The sequence below is a fragment of the Curtobacterium sp. MCBD17_023 genome (genome assembly GCF_003224415.1).
Classification (GTDB): Bacteria; Actinomycetota; Actinomycetes; order Actinomycetales; family Microbacteriaceae; genus Curtobacterium.
Map to the genome: position 1 here is coordinate 170,192 of NZ_QKLJ01000004.1, position 19,755 is coordinate 189,946.

Genomic DNA, 19,755 nt, shown 5'->3' on the forward strand with positions numbered 1-19,755 from the left:
GCCCGTCCCGACCCCGCAACGTCCGTCCGGCCGGTCCGGGAGTCGGGTCCGGCGCCTCGGTACCCTGGTGCGGTGACCGACACGACCGACACGTCCGCCGACGCCCGCCCGACCTCTGCATGGGGCCACGGCCTCGCGACGATCGCCGCCGACGGCACCGTCCTCGACACCTGGTTCCCGGAGACGCACCTCGGTGAGCGGCCGGCCGACGCAGCGGTGCCGGCCGATCTGCAGGCCGCCGCGGGCGAGGACCCGCGCCGCGAGGTCCGGCTCGAGGTCGTCACCGTCGACATCGTGATCGACGAGGCCCCGACGAGCACGCCCGACGCCTACCTTCGCCTCCACCTGCTCAGCCACCTGCACGTCCGGCCGAACGAGGTCTCCCTCGACGGCGTGTTCGGGCACCTGCCGATCGTCGCCTGGACCAACGCCGGCCCGGTGCACCCCGAGACGCTCACCCGCCTCCGGCCGACCCTGCAGCGCGCCGGCATCGCCGTGCACGCGATCGACAAGTTCCCCCGGCTCGTGGACTACGTCGTCCCGGACCGGGTCCGCATCGGCGACGCCAACCGCGTGCGGCTCGGCGCACACCTCGCACCGGGCACGACCGTGATGCACGAGGGCTTCGTGAACTTCAACGCCGGGACCCTCGGCGAGGCGATGATCGAGGGCCGCGTCTCGCAGGGCGTCGTCGTCGGCGACGGCACGGACATCGGCGGTGGTGCCTCGATCATGGGCACGCTCTCCGGCGGCGGGACGCACCGTGTCCGCCTCGGTGCCCGTGCCCTGCTCGGTGCGAACGCCGGCCTCGGCATCTCGCTCGGCGACGACTCCGTCGTCGAGGCGGGGCTGTACGTCACGGCGGGCACGAAGGTCGTCCTGGTCGGGGCGGCTCCGGGCCCGGACGGCACGCCCCGGACCGTGAAGGCCGCCGAGCTGTCGGACGCGCCGAACGTCCTGTTCCGGCGCAACTCCGTCACGGGTGCGGTCGAGGCGCTGCAGCGGAAGGGCGAGGGGATCCAGCTCAACACGGCGCTGCACGCCTGACACCGAGGAGACCGCGCCAGAGGCGGGGTCCTCCGACGCGCCCTGAGCGTCCCGACCCGGCGCCGGTCGACGAGACCGGCTCCGGGCCTCCAGGCCGTGCGTCAGCGCGTCAGCGCTGCGGCAGGTCGCGCTCCGGGTACCCCACGTACAGCTGCTGCGGGCGGCCGATCTTGTTGAGCGGGTCGTTGTTCAGCTCGCGCCACTGGGCGATCCACCCGGGCAGCCGACCGATGGCGAACAGGACGGTGAACATCCGCGGCGGGAACCCCATCGCCTTGTAGATGATGCCGGTGTAGAAGTCGACGTTCGGGTAGAGCTTGCGGCTGACGAAGTACTCGTCCTCGAGCGCGATCTGCTCGAGTTCCTTCGCGATGTCGAGCAGGTCGTCCTGCACGCCGAGCGCCTCGAGGACCTCGTCGGCGGACTCCTTCACGAGCTTCGCGCGGGGGTCGTAGTTCTTGTACACGCGGTGTCCGAAGCCCATGAGCTTCACCCCGCGCTCCTTGTTCTTCACGCGCTCGACGAAACGGGTGACGGGCTCCCCCGAGTCCTTGATCTGCTGGAGCATCTCGAGCACGGCCTCGTTCGCGCCGCCGTGCAGCGGGCCGTACAGCGCGTTGATGCCGGCGGAGATCGACGCGAACATGTTCGCCTTCGTCGAGCCGACCAGGCGCACCGTCGCCGTCGAGGCGTTCTGCTCGTGGTCCTCGTGCAGGATGAGCAGCCGGTCGAGCGCCTTCGAGAGCACCGGGTCCGGCTGGTACGGCTCGGCCATGGTGCCGAAGTTGAGCCGGAGGAAGTTGTCGACGAACGACAGCGAGTTGTCCGGGTACAGGAAGGCCTGTCCGATCGCCTTCTTGTGCGCGTACGCGGCGATGACCGGCAGCTTCGCGAGGAGCCGGACGGTCTGCAGCTCGACCTTCTCGGGGTCGTCGACGTCCATGTCGTCCTCGTAGTACGTCGAGAGGGCGCTGACGGCGCTCGAGAGCACGGACATCGGGTGGGCCGAGTGCGGCAACGCGTCGAAGAGGCGGCGCAGGTCCTCGTGCAGCAGGGTGTGCCGGCGGATCCGGCTGTCGAACGCCTCGAGCTCGGTCGGCGACGGGAGCTCGCCGTAGATGAGGAGCCAGGCGACCTCGAGGAACGTGCAGTTCGACGCGACCTGGTCGATGGGGTACCCGCGGTAGCGGAGGATCCCCTGGTCGCCGTCGATGTACGTGATCGCGCTCTTCGTCGAGCCGGTGTTGACGAAGCCGTAGTCGAGCGTGTTCAGCCCGGTCTGCTTCTTCAGCGAGGAGATGTCGATCGTGGACGCGCCGTCGACGCTCTGCAGGATCGGGAACTCCGCCTGACCCCCCGGGTACGACAGCGTGGCCGTCTCGGTCGCCTGCTCGGCACCGGGGCTCACCGGGATGGGCGTCGTGGGCGGTGTGGCCGTCTTCTGAGCGTCGTTGGCAGTGTCAGTCACGCTGGACAGCCTAACGGCGGCGACTGTCGATCGGGTACAGCCCGGAGACGGTCGGTTGGTGTGCAACCACGGTTGCGCGGACGCGCCGCCCGTGGGTCGATCCCGGCCGGGAGGCCCGTCAGCCGCCCGCCACGCGACCCGCGCTGGCGAGGCGCTGGGCAGCGGCGGCGATGCGGTCGTCCGTCGCCGTCAGGGCGACGCGGACGTGACGGGCACCGGCAGCGCCGTAGAACGTGCCGGGCGCGACGAGGATGCCGCGGTCGGCCAGCCACGCGACGGTGTCCAGGGCGGGCTCGTCCCGCGTGGCCCAGAGGTAGAGTCCGGCACCGCTGGCGTCGATGCGGAACCCCGCCCGCTCGAATGCCGTCCGGAGCACGTTCCGCCGGGTGCGGTAGCGGGCCTTCTGTTGCTGCACGTGCGTCTCGTCCTCGAGTGCGACGACCATCGCCTGCTGCACGGGCAGCGGCGGCATCATGCCGGTGTGCTTGCGGATCGCGAGGACGTCGGCGAGCACTGCGGCATCCCCGGCGACGAAGGCTGCGCGGTACCCGGCGAGGTTCGACTGCTTCGAGAGGGAGTACACGCTGAGGACGCCGTCGAACGAGTCACCGACCACGCGCGGGTCGAGGATCGTCGGGGTGGGTCCGCTGTCGTACGGGGCGTCCCAGCCGAGTTCGGCGTAGCACTCGTCGCCGACGATGACGGCGCCGAGCTCCCGCGCGCGGGCGACCGCGGCGCGGAGCTGCTCGATCGAGAGCACCCGCCCGTCCGGGTTGCCCGGGGAGTTCAGCCAGACGAGCTTCGTGCTGGTCGGCCACGATGCCGGGTCGTCGGCGGCCATGGCGTCGGCGCGGACGAGTGCGGCGCCGAGCTCGTAGGTCGGGTAGGCGGCCTCGGGGAAGACGACCGTGTCACCCGGTCCGAGTCCCATCCAGAGCGCGAGCCCGGCGATGAACTCCTTCGACCCGATGGTCGGCAGGACGTGGTCGGCGGTGAGCCGGACGCCCTGGCGACGGCCGTACCAGGCCGCGATCGCCTCGCGGAGCGCGGGCGTGCCGGCGACCTGCGGGTAGGCGTGGGCGTCGGTCGCGTCGGCGAGTGCGCGACGGACGACCTCGGGCGTGGGGTCGACCGGCGACCCGACACTGAGGTCGACGATGCCGCCCTCGTACGCCGTCGCTCGCTGCTTGTACGGGGCGAGCTGGTCCCAGGGGAAGTCGGGGAGGTCGAGCGCCACGGGTGTCAGGCCCGGGGCTGTGCCATGACGACCGGGTGGTCCTTGTGGATCACGCCGACCTTGGCCGCTCCGCCGGGCGAGCCGATCTCGGAGAAGAACTCGACGTTGGCCTTGTAGTAGTCAGCCCACTCCTCGGGGAGGTCGTCCTCGTAGTAGATGGCCTCGACCGGGCAGACCGGCTCACACGCACCGCAGTCGACGCATTCGTCCGGGTGGATGTAGAGCGACCGGTCACCCTCGTAGATGCAGTCCACGGGGCATTCGTCGATGCACGCGCGGTCCTTCACGTCGACACAGGGCTGAGCGATCACGTAGGTCACGAGCGGGTGCTCCCTTCCGGGGGTTGAGCGACTGCGAGTCTACCCGTGCGGTGCTGCGACCTCGGACCGGTCGGCCTGCCGTGCCGGGTCTGCGCGCAGTCCGGAGAGGTCGGGCCAGGCGAGCACGAGCATCGCGACGACGGCGGGGCCGAAGGTCCAGACGTACCCGGCGGCGTTCGCGAGGACGAGGGGCGAACTCGTCCCGGCGACGGCGACGAGCACCTGGGTCGCGAGGATGACGCCGACCCCGACGGCCGCGACGAGCAGCCGCGACCGGTACAGCAGGCGGACGCCGACGACCACTCCGATGACGATCAGCATCGTGAGGACCATGCCGATCGGTGCTGCGCTCCACGACCCGATGGGAACGGTCTGCTGGTGGGTGACGGTGCCGAGGCCGCCGACGATCAGGCCGACGGCCGCGGCGACCACGAGTGCGGCGGCTCGGCCCGGGCCCGACATCTCGGCGAACGACTGCGGCGCGGTCGGGACCGGGGGCACGTCGTGCCGGAAGCCCTCCAGCGCGGGCACGGCCTGCCGGGCTCCGTGCGGCAGGACGTACGACAGCGCACCGGGCTCGCGCGGATCGGCGGCGTCCACGGTGAGCTGGCTGCGGTACTGCTCGAGCGCTGCCCGGACCTTGCCGCGGACCGGTAGGACGTCGACCGTGACGTCGGCGCGGCCGGAGTCCGCGTCGACGATCATCGAGAACGCGACCTCCTCGGCGCGCGCGGCGTACCGCGCGGCGGCGTGGACGCGGACGTGGTCGGGGTGTCCGTACCCACCGTCGTCGTCGTAGGTGACCACGGCGTCGGCACCGGTCGACCGGATCGCCGCACGGATGTCGTCGACCACCTCGCCCAGGTCGGCGCGCGTCAGGGAGTCCTCCGGTGCGTCGCCGGCCGCGGTCGCGCGGCCGTCCGGCCCCCACTGCATGCCCGAGTCGGTGTAGCGGCGCGTCGGGAGATCGGTCGGCCGGGCACCGGGGCCGCCGAGCCACAGGTGGGCCGGGCCGCCGAGGGCTGCGAGGGCCGCCGCGATCTCGGTCTCGCGGTGCGCGGCGACGCGTGGGCCGTCGCCGGCGAGCGGTGCGAGCTCCGCCGTGAGCATCTCGCCGCGCTCCCCCCGGGTGGCGGTCAGCACGGTCACGTGTGCGCCGAGCTCGAGCAGGGTCGCGATGGTCCCGCCGGACGACAGGGTCTCGTCGTCGGGGTGCGCGTGGACGAAGAGGACGCGTTCAGGGCGCGTGGCCGGTGCCGTGGACATCGCCTGCAAGCGTACGGGAAGGGCTCCAGGCGCCGCGCGGCGGCGGACCGCTCCCGGGCGTCAGCGCGAGGTGACGATGTAGGTGGCGGTGGCGCCGCCGTCGGCCGCGGAGAACGTCAGGACGACGCGGTGGTCGTCGCTCCGGAACAACCCGAACGCGCTCGAGCTGTCGGCCCGCTCGGCCGACTCGGCGAAGCCGGCGTCGGCGAGTTGCTGCGCCGCCGTGCTGAAGTCCCCCACCGACGCGGTGCGGACCTGCACGACCCAGCCCGAGCCTCCCGGGCCGGCCCCACCGCCGAGCACGGTGCCGTCGACGAGCGGGACGGACGAGGACGGGAACCCGTCGGGGACCTGGCCGTCACTCGTCACGTGCGTCCCGCGCAGGGCCGTGTCGAGCGCTCCGTCGATCCCGCCCGCCACGTCGGCCATGCCGCGCTCGATAGCGGCTCCGTCGATGCCCTGAACCCCTTCCGAGACGGTCGACGCGACCGAGGAACCGAGGTCGGTCGCCTGGCGGACGGCGTCGGACGAACAGCCGCTCAGACCAGCGAGGGCGACGCCGGCGGCGACGGCAGCGGTGAGCGAGGTGCGGATCGGGCGGCGCATGCCGGTACCGTAACCGGCTGGACGGCGGAGTCGTGGTGCGTTCGCTGGGAAGTCGCCCCGGACCGGCCTCAGGAGAGGTACGCCCGCGCGGCCGCGACGAGCGCGTCGACCCCGACCGGGATCGCCGTCTCGGCCTGCGGTGCGTAGAACGGCGAGTGGTTGCTGGGGATCTCCGCGCCGCTGCGGAACAGCTCCGGGTCGGTGATGCCGGTGAACCAGTAGACGATCGGGGCACCCGCGGCGGTGGCGAGCTGCCCGACGTCCTCGGACGCCATCGCCAGTCCGGACTCCATGTCGACGGCGTGCGGCACGACGGCACGGACGGCGTCGAGGACGACCGCTGCCTGCTCGGGGTCGTTGACGAGCACGTCGGCCCCCGGCGCACGCGCGATCGTCGGAGCGGCCAGTCCCCCGGCCTCGCTCTCGGCACGGACGATGCGCTCGATCGAGGCCACGATCCGCGCTCGCGTCTCCTCGTTGCGGGCGCGCGTCGAGATCTCGATGACGGCCGTGTCGGGGATGATGTTCGGCCGCGTGCCGGCGTGGAACGACCCGACGGTGACGACCCCGGCGTCGCTCGGGGCGACCTCCCGCGACACGATCGTCTGCAGGCGCACGACGGCGGACGCGGCGGTGACGATCGGGTCCAGGGACGCCTGCGGTGCCGAGCCGTGCGCGCCACGGCCCGTGAAGGTCACGGTGAACCGGTCGCTCGACGCCATGACCGCTCCGGACCCGACCGCGACGACACCGACCGGCGCCGGGGCGGAGTGCTGCCCGAGCACCACGGTCGGCTTGGGGAAGCGGTCGACGAGACCGTCCTCGATCATGGCCCGCGCGCCGGAGATGACCTCCTCTGCAGGCTGGAACACGGCGACGACCGTGCCGTGCCAGTCCGCGGTCGTGGCGACGAGCCGTTCGAGGGCGCCGAGCAGCCACGTCACGTGGATGTCGTGGCCGCAGGCGTGCATGGTGGGCCCCTCGTTGCCGTCCTCGTCCACCCCGCGGTGGGTGCTGGCGTACGGCAGGCCGGTGCGCTCCTGCACCGGCAGCCCGTCGATGTCGGCGCGCAGCCAGAGCACCGGGCCGTCCCCGTTCCCGAGCACCCCGACGACCCCGGTGCCGCCGACCCCGGTGGTGACCGTGATGCCGCCGATCTCCGCCAGCCGGTCGGCGATGACGCCGGCGGTGCGGTGCTCCTGGAACCCGAGCTCCGGGTGGGCGTGCAGGTCCTGGTAGATCGAGAGCAGGTCGAGAGTCACCGGACCACCGTATCCCCCGGTCCCGGTCCCGACGGCACGGGCGCCGACGGTACGGACGCCGACGGCCCGGCCACCTGGAGCGGTGACCGGGCCGTCGGACGGAGGACGGGCCTCCTGGATGGTGCTCGGCTGCTTACGCGTCCTGGCGCTTCAGGCGGGCGTAGCTGCGCTGGCGGGCCTGCGCGTCGAGCTCGACCTTGCGGATGCGGACCGCGTCCGGGGTGACCTCGACGCACTCGTCCTCGCGGGCGAACTCCAGGCACTCCTCGAGCGAGAGCTGCCGGGACGGCGTCATCGACTCGAACGTGTCGGCGTTGGCCGACCGCATGTTGGTGAGCTTCTTCTCCTTGGTGATGTTCACGTCCATGTCGTCGGCGCGCGAGTTCTCGCCGATGACCATGCCCTCGTAGACCTCCTCCGTCGGGTTGACGAAGAACGTCATCCGCTCCTGGAGGTTCGTGATGGCGAACGGGGTGACCACACCGGAGCGGTCGGAGACGATCGAGCCGTTGATGCGGGTCTGGATCGAGCCGGCCCAGTCGTCGTAGCCGTGGAAGATCGCGTTGGCGATGCCGGTGCCGCGGGTCTCCGTGAGGAACGACGTGCGGAAGCCGATGAGGCCGCGCGACGGGACGATGAACTCCATGCGGATCCAGCCGGTGCCGTGGTTCACCATGTTCTCCATGCGGCCCTTGCGGGCGGCCATGAGCTGGGTGATGGCGCCGAGGTGCTCCTCCGGCGTGTCGATCGTCATGTGCTCGAACGGCTCCTGCAGCTTGCCGTTCTCGTCACGCTTGGTGACGACCTGCGGCTTGCCGACGGTGAGCTCGAAACCCTCACGACGCATCTGCTCGACCAGGATGGCGAGTGCGAGCTCGCCACGGCCCTGGACCTCCCACGCGTCCGGGCGTCCGATGTCGACGACCTTGAGCGAGACGTTGCCGACCAGCTCACGGTCGAGACGGTCCTTCACGAGACGCGCGGTGAGCTTGTGGCCCTTCACCTTGCCGACCAGCGGCGACGTGTTCGTGCCGATCGTCATCGAGATGGCCGGGTCGTCGACCGTGATGGTCGGCAGCGGGCGGACGTCCTCGGGGTCGCTCAGCGTCTCACCGATGGTGATCGTGTCGAAGCCGGCGACGGCGACGATGTCACCGGGGCCGGCGGACTCGGCCGGGAAGCGGTTCAGCGCCTTGGTGATGAGGAGCTCGGTGATGCGTGCGTTGACGACGGAGCCGTCGTGCTTGACCCACGCGACCGTCTGGCCCTTCTTCATCGTGCCGTGGAAGATGCGCAGGAGCGCGAGGCGGCCGAGGAACGGCGACGCGTCGAGGTTCGTGACGTGCGCCTGCAGGGGGTGCTCGTCGTCGTACGTCGGGGCCGGGACGTGCTGGAGGATCGCCTCGAAGAGCGGCTCGAGGTCGTCGTTGTCCGGCAGCGTGCCGTCCTCGGGCTTGTTGCGGCTCGCGGCACCGGCGCGACCGGAGGCGTACACGACCGGGACGTCGAGGATCGCGTCGAGGTCGAGGTCGTCGACCTCGTCCGCCAGGTCGGAGGCGAGCCCGAGGAGCAGGTCCTGGCTCTCCGAGACGACCTCGTCGATCCGGGAGTCCGGGCGGTCCGTCTTGTTGACGAGCAGGATCACCGGCAGCTTGGCGGCGAGCGCCTTGCGGAGCACGAAGCGGGTCTGGGGCAGCGGGCCCTCGGACGCGTCGACCAGCAGGACGACACCGTCGACCATGGAGAGGCCGCGCTCGACCTCACCACCGAAGTCGGCGTGGCCGGGGGTGTCGATCACGTTGATCGTGATGCGGCCGCCCGGGTTGAACTCCTCGGCGTGCTTCCCGTTGTAGAGCACCGAGGTGTTCTTCGCGAGGATGGTGATGCCCTTCTCGCGCTCGAGGTCGTTCGAGTCCATCATGCGGTCTTCGCCCTCGAAGTGGGCGTCGAACGAGTTGGTCTGCGTGAGCATCGCGTCGACGAGGGTGGTCTTGCCGTGGTCGACGTGTGCCACGATGGCGACGTTGCGCAGGTCGGACCGAGTGGCGAGCGCCATACAGGACATCCTTTTGTGTTCGGAAGAAGATCGGGCGAGCGCCCGGTTTCGGGACCGGCCCGAAGGGGTTCGGGACCAGCCCGAGGAGTGCGGGACGGTGCCCGACGGGGTTCGGGACCATGCCCGACTCGCCAGTCTACCGGTAGTTCTGCAACCAGGAGGAGTACAGCCGATGAGCCGACGGCGAACGTGGACCGAGATCGCCGTCGTGCTGATGCTCTCGCTCGGCGCGAGCGCGCTGTACTCGGTCCTGCAGATCATCGACGACCTGTCGCAGACGACACCGCTCGGCGAGCAGTCGACCGCGCTGAACAGCTCCACGACGACGGTCCAGTACGTCGACCTGGCGCGGCAACTGCTGGGCATCGCCGTCGACCTCGCACCCGTCGCACTGGTGTGCATGCTGCCCTGGGAGTCGTCCCGCCCCCACCTGGGCCGGCTCGGCATCGACCGGTTCCGCGTCCGGCCCGACCTCGGCGGCGCGGCGCTCATCGCCCTGGGCATCGGCATCCCCGGGCTGGCGCTCTACTTCACCGGACGGGCGCTCGGCATCACCGTCGCCGTGGACCCGGCGGCGCTCGACTCGTACTGGTGGACGATCCCGGTACTGCTGCTCTCCGCCGTCCGGTCCGGGCTGCAGGAGGAGGTCATCGTCGTCGGTTACCTGTACGCCCGACTCCGCGACGACCTCGGGTGGGGACGCTGGCAGGTCATCCTGTCCACGGCCGTCCTGCGCGGCAGCTACCACCTGTACCAGGGCTTCGGTGCGTTCATCGGCAACGCGGTGATGGGCGTCGTCTTCGGGTGGATCTACACGAAGTGGGGGCGGCTGCTCCCCCTCGTCATCACGCACGTGCTCCTCGACGCGACGGTCTTCGTCGGCTACCCGTTCGTCGCGCGGGCGTTCCCCGGACTGTTCTCCTAGCGGCAGATGTCCTGCGGCGCCCCGCCCACCCGACGGGAGGCGCGGGGCCAGCTCGGCGACGCGCCTCCCGTCCGCCGATCTCCCGTTCTCCACAGCTCCCCCGACCGCTCGTCCACCCTGCGTCCGAAATGCTACGTTCTACACATCAGCACGAGCGATGGGGGGACGATGGGGATCGAGTTCGAAGACGCCGCGGCCGTGCGGCTGCTCGCGTGCGCGTCGGAGGTCGCGCTGTCACTCCGGGCGGGTTCCGCCGGACGACGCGCCAGCGCCGAAGACGCGCTGCGCGACTTCCACGGGGCCTACGCACGACTCTACGAGCAGGCGCACACGGTCGAGTCGGAGGACCGGGTCCGCCTGGTCCGGGCGCTCGACGACCTCGCCGGGCAGCTCCACGTCGTCCGGCGCCAGGCACACGACGAACAGCGTCGACAGCACGACCTGGCAGCGTGGCACGAGCGTGAACGGCAGCGCGACCAGGTGCTCGTCGGCGTCGGGGCCCCGTTGCGACCCGCGCTGGACTGGAGCGACGCGGTGGTCGACCCGAAGCCGTCGGAGACGCCGGTCCGCCCGACGCCACTCACGGCACGGTTCCGTGCGCGCACTCGTGTCCGGACGAGCAGCGGTGGCTCCGGCGGACGCAGCGGCGCGGACCCGGACCGCCTACGCCGGGTCGCTGCGCGCGCCCGCGTGCAGGACGCGGCCACCGCCCAGGAACTCACCCGTGCGCGGAACGCCTGGGTGACCTTCACCCGGACGTGCGCCTGGGTGCCCGTGGACGACGCGTCCCTCGTGCCGGGGTTCGAGGACCACCTCGCCGAGAACGCCGCGGACGCTGCCTGGCTGGACCGGATCGCGGACGCCTTCGCCGCGGCGGGAGGAGGGTCGCTGTCCGACGGCGTGCTCGACGCGGCCGGGGCGTCCCGACTGCCCCGGGAGCTCCAGCGTGTCCTCGACCCGTCGTCGACCACCGTCGAGGTCGCGGCGGCCTGGCATGCGCTCGGCTTGTCCGACCAGGACGTCGAGGCGCTGCCGCTGAGGACGAAGCTGCAGCTCGCCGGGATCGACGGGCTCCCGGCCGTGGCGCGGGACATCGCCTCGCGCGCGGTGCTCCGTGCAGCGGTCGCGAACCCGGGGCGGGTGTACCGGATGCTCGGGCTGCCGTACACGTACGGCGCGGTCGGCCTCGAGGAGTTCACGCGGCAGGTCCTGGCCCTGCGGGACGGGCTCGAGCGCGCTGACCAGTCTGCGGCCAGGCTCGCCCCGCCATCGGCGCAGGTCGGTCAGCTGGTCGGGTTCGGGACTTCGAACGGCGCGCTCGTCGCGGCGATCTCGCTCGGGGACCTCGACACGGCGTCGAACGTGACGGTGAACGTACCGGGCGCGACGACGACGGTCGGGAGTGCTCCGGAGAAGGTACGTGCTGCACACGGGCTCCTCTTGACGGCAGCACGTCAGGACCAGAAGTCGTCGTTCGCTGTCGTCTCCTGGTTCGGCTACCGCGCGCCGTCCTTCCCCGAGGTACCCGGCGAAGGCCGAGCAACCACCGGTGGGGCGAACCTGGCTTCGTTCCTCGACGGCGCCGTCGACAGTCGCGCGGGAAGCCCACCGCGCTCCATCGCCGTCCTCGGGCATTCCTACGGATCGACGACAGCTGCGGAAGCACTAGCCCAGACACGTCACCGGATCGACTCATTCGTCACGTACGGCTCGGTCGGGTTCACCGACGCGACGAAGCCGGACCACCTCAACGTCGACCGTGTGTTCGCTACCGAGGGTGAGAACGACCACGTTGCGGCCCTCGGTCGGTCAACGCGAACGGATCCTCGGGATCTCCCCGAGGTCGAGGTCTTCTCATCCGAAGCCGCCCCCGGTACGAAGGCAGTCACGGGCCACGACATGTACCCAGAGCACGGAGTCGGGTACCTCTCGTCCGGGTCAACGGCTGCACGGCACATCGCCGAGATCATCGCGAACGGGAAGCCAGGATGAAGATCATGACCACGAAATTGCTCGCGATCGTCGTCGCTGCCCTGATCCTCGGGGTGACGGTCAGCTGCGCAGCAGGAGGGAAATCCATGCCGAAGGACGCAGCCGGTCTGACACGTGCCGATGTCTCGGAACTCAGTTTGCGCCAGGAATTCAACCGGTACCGGGAGCACTACGAGGAGATGCAACGAGTACTGGCTGCGGCACAGCGCGCGGTCCACGAGGGAGAGTGGGACTGGAACGGTGGCGACGACAACCCGCAGATCGGTGGCGACGGCCGCACTCCCCTTCCCGGCGCGGACGTCGACAACAGCTACTTCCTTGAGTCGAGCAGAGCCTGGACCCCGGAGGGAGCCACGGGTTCCAGAGGAGACCTCGATCCGATGATCGACTACTTCGAGCACCGCGGCGCGAACATGCACATCGAGCGGGTCGCCGACACCTACTACCTCGACGGCAGCGTCCGTGACAACTGGCACGTCGAGTACTTCATCCAACCGAGCGGCCGCTACTCCCTCACCGTGTCGAGTGACCTCTTCTGGACCAACAACGCCGACGCACTCGCCAGGGCAGTGTTCGGCCGAGCATCACTGCGATGGCCGGATCGCTCTTCTCCCGGTGAGTACCCGGAGCCGCCCGAGTGGGATGCGCCGATCATCAACCGCCCCCGAATCTGATGCAGCCACGACGACGGCCGCTCACGCTCGTCGCCCTCGTCATGACCGTGCTCCTAGCCGGTTGCGCGGCGGGAGCAGCGCAGCAGACGAAGGACGCAGCCGGACTGACGCAGGACGACGTCGCGGAACTCACGCTGCACGAGGAGTTCGATCGGTACCGGGACCGCTACCGACACATGCAACAGCTCCTCGAAGAAGCGCAGAACCAGGTGCACCGCGGGGACTGGGAGTGGGACAGGGGCGACGACCTCCCACTGGACGGCTCCAACGGTGTCGCGCCACTTCCCGGCTCGACGGTCGTCAACAGCTACTACCTCCGCGCGCCACGATCGTGGGCACCGCCCGGCGTATCGGGGGCGAAGCGTGACCTCGATCCGATGCTCGAGCACTTCAGGGCGAAGGGATGGACCTTCGAAGTGCGAGCGCTCTCGGGCAGTCACGAGGTCCGGGCGTGGACCGGGCACGGGTGGCAGATCCAGTACTCCCTCGACGTCGACGGCCGGTACTCCCTCGACGTCTACAGCGAACCGTTCTGGACCAACGACTCCGACGCGCTGTCCGCAGCCGTCTACGGCCGAGCGACGCTGGACTGGCCGACCGAGTCCCGACCGGGTGAGTACCCGACGCCGCCGACGTGGGACGACCCGGTCGTCAACCACCCGAAGACCTGAGCCGGCGGGCGCGCCCGGCTGACGAACGGGAGGCGGCGCGCGGTCGGTGTGCACCGCCTCCCGCCCGGCAGCCGACTACGCCGCGATCGAGGGCATCTTCTCCGGGTAGTGGCACGCAGCCCGGTGGTCGACGTCCTCGCCGCGACGCGGCGCCTTCTCCGGCTCCTCCTGCTCGCACCGGCGCCGCTCGTCCTCGGGGAGGAGCGCGTAGAGCGGGCAGCGCGACCGGAACCGGCACCCGGTCGGCCGCTCGGTCGGGCTGGGCGGGTCGCCCGGCAGCAGGATCGTCCTCCGTGCCCGCTCGACGACCGGGTCCGGCACCGGCACGGCCGACATGAGAGCGGCCGTGTAGGGGTGCATCGGGCGCTCGAAGACCTCGTCGACGGCGCCCTCCTCGACGGTGCGACCGAGGTACATCACGCTGACGCGGTCGGCCACGTGCCGGATGACGGACAGGTCGTGCGACACGAACAGGTACGACAGTCCGAGCCGCGCCTTGAGCTCGGCGAGCAGGTTGAGCACGCCCGCCTGGATGGAGACGTCGAGCGCGGAGACCGGCTCGTCGAGCACCACCAGGTCCGGCTCCACGGCGAGGGCACGGGCGATCGAGATGCGCTGCCGCTGACCACCGGAGAACTCGTGCGGGTACCGGTCGGCCTCGGCCGCTCGCAGACCGACGAGCTCGAGCAGCTCCGGCACGCGGTCGGCGATGCGCGAGGACGGGGCACCGACCGCCCGGAGCGGTTCGGCGACGACGTCGTACACCGACATGCGCGGGTCGAGGCTGGCGGACGGGTCCTGGAACACCATCGAGATGCGTTGCCGGAGCGCCCGGGTGCCGGCGGCCCCGCGCGCGGTGGCGTCGGCGAGTGACTCCCCGAACAGCTCGACCGTGCCGGCCTCGGGCCGTTCGAGGTCCATGAGCTGGTGGAGGGTCGTCGACTTGCCGGAGCCGGACTCCCCGACGAGGCCGAGGGTCTCCCCGCGGCGGATGTCCAGGTCGACCCCGTCGACGGCGTAGACGTCTCCGACCTTGCGGCGGAAGACCGAGCCCTTGACGAGCGGGAAGGTCTTCGTCAGCCCTTCGACGTGCACGACGGGTTCGCGGTCGGTCCGTGTGGCCTCGATCCGGGCGCTGTGGTCCGGGATCACGGGGAGCGAGAAGATGCGGCCGGCGTCCGCGTGTGCGGCGGCGACCTCGGCGGTGCGGTGGCAGGCGGCGGTGTGCCCGACCGGCACGGTGCGGGCGGTGCCGGCAGCGGCCGTGTCGGCACCGGGTACGACGTCGACGGGCGGGGCGAGCACCGGCTCGGTCGACCGGCAGACCGCACTGACCAGCGGGCACCGGTCCGCGAAGGGGCAGGCGTCCGGCAGCCCGATGAGCGACGGTGGTGCGCCCGGGATCGGCACGAGCGGAGACCGGTCGGAGGCGTCGAGCCGCGGCAGCGCGCCGATGAGCCCGATCGTGTACGGCATCCGCGGTCGGGCGAAGAGCTCCTCGGCCGTGGCCGTCTCGACGATCCGGCCGGCGTACATCACCGCGATGCGGTCCGCGATCCCGGCGATGACGCCCAGGTCGTGGCTGACGAACACCAGCGCGGCCCCGGTCTCGCGCTGGGCGGTCCGGAGCACCTCGATGATCTGGGCCTGGATCGTCACGTCGAGCGCCGTCGTCGGCTCGTCGGCGAGGATCACGTCCGGGTCGTTCGCCATGGCCATCGCGATCATCGCGCGCTGGCGCATGCCGCCGGAGAACTCGTGCGGGAAGGCGTCCACGCGGCGACCCGGTTCGGGGATGCCGACGAGTTCGAGGAGTTCGATCGCCCGTGCTCGCGCCTCCGCCTTCGAGGCGCCGCGGTGCAGCCGGACCGTCTCCGCGATCTGGTCGCCGATCGTGTACACCGGCGTGAACGCGGACAGCGGGTCCTGGAAGACCATCGCCACCTTGTGCCCGCGGAGCCGGCTCATCTGCTTGTCCGACCGGCCGAGCAGTTCCTCGCCGTCGAGCTCGACCGACCCGCTCACCTCCGTGGTGTCGGGCAGCAGCCCGAGGACCGCCATGCTCGTCACCGACTTGCCGGACCCGGACTCGCCGACGATGCCGAGTACCTCTCCGCGGCGGAGTTCGAGGTCCACGCCGCGGACCGCGTGCACGGTCCCCCGCGGGGTCGGGAACCGGACGTGCAGGTCCCGGACCCGCAGGATCGGCTCCGTGGTGGTCGCGCCCGTGGTCGAGCCGTTCGTGATGGTGCTCATGCTGCTTCCCCGGTCGTCCGCGACGCTCATGCGCCCGATCCGGCCTGTGTGTTCAGCGCGGCCACGTCGACGGCCGCCTGGTTCTGGTCACGACGACGGTTCTGCTTCTGGCGCTTCCCGGTCGTCGAGGTCGGGTCCAGCGCGTCGCGGAGCCCGTCCCCGATGAGGTTCGCGGCGATCGCGAACACCACGAGGGCCCCGGCGGCGAAGTAGAAGAGCCACGGGCTCGTGAGGGCGTTGTCCTGGTTCTGGGCGATCAGCGTCCCGAGCGAGACGTCCGGTGCCTGCACGCCGAACCCGAAGTAGCTCAGCGTCGTCTCGCCGAGCACCGCGGTCGCGACCTGGATCGTGCCGTCGATGATGAGGAAGGACGCCACGTTCGGCAGGATGTGCCGGAAGATGATCCGGAACGGCCCGATGCCCATGTACCGGGCGGCCCGCACGAACTCGCGCTCCTTCACCGACAGGGTCATGGCCCGCACGACCCGTGCCGTGATCATCCAGCCGAAGACGGTGATGAGGACCACGAGGACGATCCACCCGGCGTTCTGGATGCGCGGGCTGATGATCGCGATGATGAGGAACGACGGCAGGACGAGCAGCATGTCGACGAAGAACATCACGATGCGGTCGACCCAGCCGCCGAAGTAGCCCGCCGCTGCCCCGGTGATCGCGGCGATGGCGGTCGAGAACACCGCGACGAGCAGCCCGATGAGCAGGCTCTTCTGCATGCCGCGCGCGGTCTGGGCGAAGACGTCCTGCCCGATGCCGTTCGTCCCGAACCAGTGCGCACCGCTCGGGGGCCGGGTGAACGAGGTGTAGTCGATCTCGGAGTACTGCCACGGGCTGACGAGCGGCCCGATGAACGCGAAGGCGAACAGCAGCAGGACGACGACGACGCCGATCCCGGCGCCGCGGTTCATGAAGAGCCGGCGCACCGTCTGGAGGATCCGGTTGCCCTGCGCGGTCGGACGGGCCGGCACGTCGCTGCGCGCGACGAGCGACGGGTCGACGGGTTCGATCCGGGTGTCGGTCATGTCATGCCCTCCTGACGCGCGGGTCGAGCGCAGCGGTCGCGAGGTCGGCGAGGAAGCCGGCGACGAGCACCACGACCGCCGCGAACAGCGTGTACGCCGTGACCACGTTGACGTCGTTGTTGTTCACCGCGTCGATGAACCACGACCCCAGCCCGTTCCAGGCGAAGATCTTCTCGGTCAGGGTCGCACCGGTCAGGATGCCGAGGAACCCGTAGGCGAACAGCGTCGTCATCGGGATGAGCGCCGTGCGGAGGCCGTGCTTGAACGTCGCTCGGCCGCGCGTGAGTCCCTTCGCCCGCGCGGTCCGGAGGAAGTCCGAGCCGAGCACGTCGAGCATCGTCGCCCGCTGGTACCGGCTGTAGATCGCGATGAGACCGACGGCGATCGAGATCGTCGGCAGCAGCAGGTGCGCGCCGCGGTCCAGGAGCAGCGTCCACGGTGTCCCGTCGAGCCCCGGCGTCGCCTCCCCCGTGAAGTTGATGAGCTGGCTGCCGGCGTCCTGGTTGAGCTTCGTCGCTCCGATCTTCAGGAACACGGCCGTCAGGAACACCGGCGTGGAGAACAGGACGATCGAGATCGCCGCACTCACCCGGTCCGAGATCCGGTACTGCCGGATCGCGTTCCACACGCCGACGAGCACGCCGAGCACGATGCCCGCGACCGACCCGACGAGCAGGAGCCGGAGGCTGACCCCGAGCCGCGGGAAGAACTGCTCGTTGACGGGGCGGTCCTGGATCGTCTGCCCGAGGTCACCGTGCGCGACATCACCGAGCCAGTGCGTGTACCGGATCACGATCGGCGTCTTGTCGTTGACGCCGATGTCGTCGAGCTTCGCGTCGATGACCTGTGCTGACGGAGCCGGATTGCGCTGCGCGTACACGGAACGGGGACTGAACGTCGCTGACGCGAGGAAGTAGGTCAGCGAGGTCGCGAGGAACACGAGCACGACGTAGTACACGAGTCGCCGCCCCAGGAAGCGGATCATGGAGGCCACCATAGGGCCTGGTTTGTTTCCGGTACATGTCGTCCGACGTCCCGCCGCGTAACGAAAGGACGTCGACAGCAGAAAACGCGCTCTACCCCCTTCGGAGGGCCCTAGGCTCGACGACAACTTCCAGAGGGGAACCACATGAAGCACAGGAAAGTCCTCGCGGTGACGGCGGCCCTCGCCGGCATCGCCCTCGCCGTCACCGGCTGCTCGGGCGGCTCCGGCGACTCCGGCGGGACCGGTGGGAACGACTCGGGCAAGAAGTCACTGCCGACCTCGGCCCAGATCAACGCCACACCGGTCTCCGACCTGCAGGACGGCGGTACGCTCCGTCTGCCGATCTCGCAATGGGTCTCGCAGTGGAACTACAACCAGGTCGACGGCCCACTCGTCGACGCGTCGACGATCGAACAGGCGACGATGCCGTTCATCTACACGATCGACGCGAAGGGCGCCCCGGCGCTCAACCAGGACTACGTGACGAAGGCCGAGGTCACGAGCGACGACCCGCTGACCATCGAGTACACGATCAACGACCAGGCGGAGTGGAACGACGGCACGCCAATCACGTGGCGTGACTTCGAGAACGAGTGGAAGACCACCAACGGCGAGGACGAGGCGTACCTCATCGCCGGCTCGACCGGCTACGAGGACATCGAGTCCGTCACGAAGGGCGCGACCGACCGGGACGTCGTCGTGACGTTCTCGACCCCGTTCTCGGACTGGAAGTCGCTCTTCAGCCCGCTCTACCCCGCCAGCCAGACCAGCACGCCCGAGCAGTTCAACAACGGCTACAAGGGCAAGGTCCCGGTCTCCTCCGGGCCCTACGAGATCACCGACCTCGACGAGACCGCCGGCACCGTCACGATGAAGCCGGACGACAACTGGTGGGGCGACGAGCCGAAGCTCGACCAGGTGATCTTCCGGTCGCTGGACGGCAACGCCGACGTCGACGCCTACCTCAACAAGGAGATCGACTCCGTCCTCACGACGACCTCCGAGCGCTTCGACCGCGTGAAGAAGGCGAAGAACACGAGGATCCTCGCGTCGACGTCCGCGCAGTACACGCACGTCGACTTCTCGTCGAACGGCCTGCTCAAGGACAAGCAGCTCCGGCTGGCGATCCAGCACGCCGTGAACCGTGACGCGCTCGCGCAGGTCATCGGCGGCACGCTCCCGTACAAGCTCGGCACGCTCGACAACCACCTGTTCCTGTCCACGGACAAGGGCTACACGTCGAACACCAAGCCGAACGCGACGTTCGACGTCGAGAAGGCGAAGCAGCTGCTCGACGACGACGGGTGGAAGACCGACGGCGCGTACCGCTCGAAGGGCGGGAAGAAGCTCTCCATCGCGATCACGATCCCGTCCGGCGCTCCCACGTCGCAGCAGCTGGCGCAGGTCATGCAGCAGCAGCTGAAGGAGGTCGGCGTCGAGCTGAAGCTGAAGTCGGTCGCCACGGACGACTTCTTCGAGCAGTACGTCACGCCGGGCAACTACGACATGACGATCTTCGTCTGGGGTGGCACCGGCTTCCACTCGAGCAGCGCGACGATCTACACCTCCGGTGACGTCGGCCAGAACTACGGCCGGGTCAGCTCGAAGGAGATCGACGACCTGACGAAGCAGGCCCTGTCCGAGCCGGACACGGACAAGGCGAACGCCATCTGGAACAAGATCGACGAGGAGGTCTGGGCGATCGGACACTCCATGCCGATCACCGCGAAGCCGGCGCTCGTCGCGCAGAACCCGAAGCTCGCCAACTACGGTGCGTTCGCGGGGGCGCAGAACATCGACTGGACGAAGGTCGGCTTCACCGACTGACCGTCCACGGGCGGTGCCCGCTGATCGAGGGAGGGGCCGGACGCACTGCGTCCGGCCCCTTCGTCGATCCGGTGCGCGCGCTCGCAGGGGATCCTCGGTGCGGTCCACGGATCGACGGGCCCCTGG

The 19,755-nt window shown here is 70.3% G+C and carries 16 protein-coding genes; 6 read left to right on the forward strand and 10 right to left on the reverse strand.

Going from position 1 to position 19,755, the window contains the following annotated elements:
- Window positions 1–72: 72 nt before the first annotated feature.
- Complete coding sequence (dapD, locus tag DEI84_RS07750) at window positions 73–1,047, forward strand: 2,3,4,5-tetrahydropyridine-2,6-dicarboxylate N-succinyltransferase (RefSeq protein ID WP_110890305.1); 975 nt, start codon at window positions 73–75, stop codon at window positions 1,045–1,047.
- A gap of 109 nt (window positions 1,048–1,156) precedes the next feature.
- Here dapD and DEI84_RS07755 read toward each other — a convergent pair whose 3' ends face one another.
- The 7 genes from DEI84_RS07755 to typA all read right to left on the reverse strand — a co-directional run bounded on the left by DEI84_RS07755 (window position 1,157) and on the right by typA (window position 9,262).
- Window positions 1,157–2,455 carry a citrate synthase gene (locus DEI84_RS07755; RefSeq protein WP_110823683.1) on the reverse strand — a complete coding sequence of 433 codons (1,299 nt, stop codon included), beginning with the start codon at window positions 2,453–2,455 and terminating at the stop codon, window positions 1,157–1,159.
- 178 nt (window positions 2,456–2,633) lie between these two features.
- Window positions 2,634–3,752, reverse strand: coding sequence for a succinyldiaminopimelate transaminase (gene dapC / locus DEI84_RS07760; protein WP_110890306.1), 1,119 nt, complete (start codon window positions 3,750–3,752; stop codon window positions 2,634–2,636).
- Window positions 3,753–3,757: 5 nt separating this feature from the next.
- A complete protein-coding gene (gene fdxA / locus DEI84_RS07765) occupies window positions 3,758–4,072 on the reverse strand; it encodes a ferredoxin (RefSeq protein WP_110823681.1) in 315 nt (104 codons plus the stop codon).
- 39 nt (window positions 4,073–4,111) lie between these two features.
- Window positions 4,112–5,338 carry a PIG-L family deacetylase gene (locus DEI84_RS07770; protein ID WP_110890307.1) on the reverse strand — a complete coding sequence of 409 codons (1,227 nt, stop codon included), beginning with the start codon at window positions 5,336–5,338 and terminating at the stop codon, window positions 4,112–4,114.
- Window positions 5,339–5,398: 60 nt separating this feature from the next.
- Window positions 5,399–5,944, reverse strand: coding sequence for a hypothetical protein (locus DEI84_RS07775; RefSeq protein WP_110890308.1), 546 nt, complete (start codon window positions 5,942–5,944; stop codon window positions 5,399–5,401).
- Between the two features lie 68 nt (window positions 5,945–6,012).
- Entirely contained in the window at window positions 6,013–7,206 is a 1,194-nt protein-coding gene (locus DEI84_RS07780) for an amidohydrolase (protein WP_110890309.1), read from the reverse strand.
- Between the two features lie 133 nt (window positions 7,207–7,339).
- A complete protein-coding gene (typA, locus tag DEI84_RS07785) occupies window positions 7,340–9,262 on the reverse strand; it encodes a translational GTPase TypA (RefSeq protein WP_110890310.1) in 1,923 nt (640 codons plus the stop codon).
- Window positions 9,263–9,434: 172 nt separating this feature from the next.
- Between typA and DEI84_RS07790 the strand changes: the two genes are divergently transcribed.
- From DEI84_RS07790 to DEI84_RS07805, 4 genes are all read left to right on the forward strand, one after another.
- Window positions 9,435–10,187 (forward strand): CPBP family intramembrane glutamic endopeptidase, encoded by a 753-nt coding sequence (locus DEI84_RS07790; RefSeq protein WP_110890311.1) that lies wholly within the window; start codon window positions 9,435–9,437, stop codon window positions 10,185–10,187.
- Window positions 10,188–10,355: 168 nt separating this feature from the next.
- Window positions 10,356–12,179: an alpha/beta fold hydrolase gene (locus DEI84_RS07795; RefSeq protein WP_181420383.1), complete on the forward strand. Its 1,824-nt coding sequence runs from the start codon at window positions 10,356–10,358 to the stop codon at window positions 12,177–12,179.
- A gap of 5 nt (window positions 12,180–12,184) precedes the next feature.
- Window positions 12,185–12,853, forward strand: a complete 669-nt coding sequence (locus DEI84_RS07800; protein WP_146236328.1) for a hypothetical protein — start codon at window positions 12,185–12,187, stop codon at window positions 12,851–12,853.
- A gap of 41 nt (window positions 12,854–12,894) precedes the next feature.
- Window positions 12,895–13,524, forward strand: a complete 630-nt coding sequence (locus DEI84_RS07805) for a hypothetical protein (RefSeq protein WP_146236329.1) — start codon at window positions 12,895–12,897, stop codon at window positions 13,522–13,524.
- A 75-nt stretch (window positions 13,525–13,599) separates the two neighbouring features.
- Here the strand turns inward: DEI84_RS07805 and DEI84_RS07810 are convergent, their stop codons facing one another.
- The 3 genes from DEI84_RS07810 to DEI84_RS07820 are packed head-to-tail and all read right to left on the reverse strand — an operon-like array spanning window position 13,600 to window position 17,802.
- Window positions 13,600–15,780, reverse strand: a complete 2,181-nt coding sequence (locus DEI84_RS07810) for an ABC transporter ATP-binding protein (protein ID WP_110890484.1) — start codon at window positions 15,778–15,780, stop codon at window positions 13,600–13,602.
- Window positions 15,781–15,806: 26 nt separating this feature from the next.
- Window positions 15,807–16,817, reverse strand: coding sequence for an ABC transporter permease (locus DEI84_RS07815; protein ID WP_110823672.1), 1,011 nt, complete (start codon window positions 16,815–16,817; stop codon window positions 15,807–15,809).
- 1 nt (window position 16,818) lies between these two features.
- The gene (locus DEI84_RS07820; RefSeq protein ID WP_110823988.1) at window positions 16,819–17,802 is read right to left on the reverse strand and encodes an ABC transporter permease; all 984 of its coding nucleotides are present in this window, start codon (window positions 17,800–17,802) and stop codon (window positions 16,819–16,821) included.
- Between the two features lie 144 nt (window positions 17,803–17,946).
- Here DEI84_RS07820 and DEI84_RS07825 point away from each other — a divergent pair, with 144 nt between their 5' ends.
- On the forward strand, window positions 17,947–19,629 hold the full coding sequence (locus DEI84_RS07825; protein ID WP_110823671.1) for an ABC transporter family substrate-binding protein: 1,683 nt from the start codon (window positions 17,947–17,949) through the stop codon (window positions 19,627–19,629).
- Window positions 19,630–19,755: the final 126 nt, after the last annotated feature.

What these genes read in the sequence shown, in the direction of transcription:
- DEI84_RS07820 (WP_110823988.1), bottom strand. Translation starts at nt 17,802, where the DNA reads ATGATCCGCTTCCTGGGGCGGCGACTCGTGTACTACGTCGTGCTCGTG.
- DEI84_RS07805 (WP_146236329.1), top strand. Translation starts at nt 12,895, where the DNA reads ATGACCGTGCTCCTAGCCGGTTGCGCGGCGGGAGCAGCGCAGCAGACG.
- DEI84_RS07825 (WP_110823671.1), top strand. Translation starts at nt 17,947, where the DNA reads ATGAAGCACAGGAAAGTCCTCGCGGTGACGGCGGCCCTCGCCGGCATC.
- DEI84_RS07770 (WP_110890307.1), bottom strand. Translation starts at nt 5,338, where the DNA reads ATGTCCACGGCACCGGCCACGCGCCCTGAACGCGTCCTCTTCGTCCAC.
- DEI84_RS07800 (WP_146236328.1), top strand. Translation starts at nt 12,185, where the DNA reads ATGACCACGAAATTGCTCGCGATCGTCGTCGCTGCCCTGATCCTCGGG.
- typA (WP_110890310.1), bottom strand. Translation starts at nt 9,262, where the DNA reads ATGGCGCTCGCCACTCGGTCCGACCTGCGCAACGTCGCCATCGTGGCA.
- DEI84_RS07815 (WP_110823672.1), bottom strand. Translation starts at nt 16,817, where the DNA reads ATGACCGACACCCGGATCGAACCCGTCGACCCGTCGCTCGTCGCGCGC.
- DEI84_RS07795 (WP_181420383.1), top strand. Translation starts at nt 10,356, where the DNA reads ATGGGGATCGAGTTCGAAGACGCCGCGGCCGTGCGGCTGCTCGCGTGC.
- DEI84_RS07775 (WP_110890308.1), bottom strand. Translation starts at nt 5,944, where the DNA reads ATGCGCCGCCCGATCCGCACCTCGCTCACCGCTGCCGTCGCCGCCGGC.
- DEI84_RS07810 (WP_110890484.1), bottom strand. Translation starts at nt 15,780, where the DNA reads ATGAGCACCATCACGAACGGCTCGACCACGGGCGCGACCACCACGGAG.
- DEI84_RS07790 (WP_110890311.1), top strand. Translation starts at nt 9,435, where the DNA reads ATGAGCCGACGGCGAACGTGGACCGAGATCGCCGTCGTGCTGATGCTC.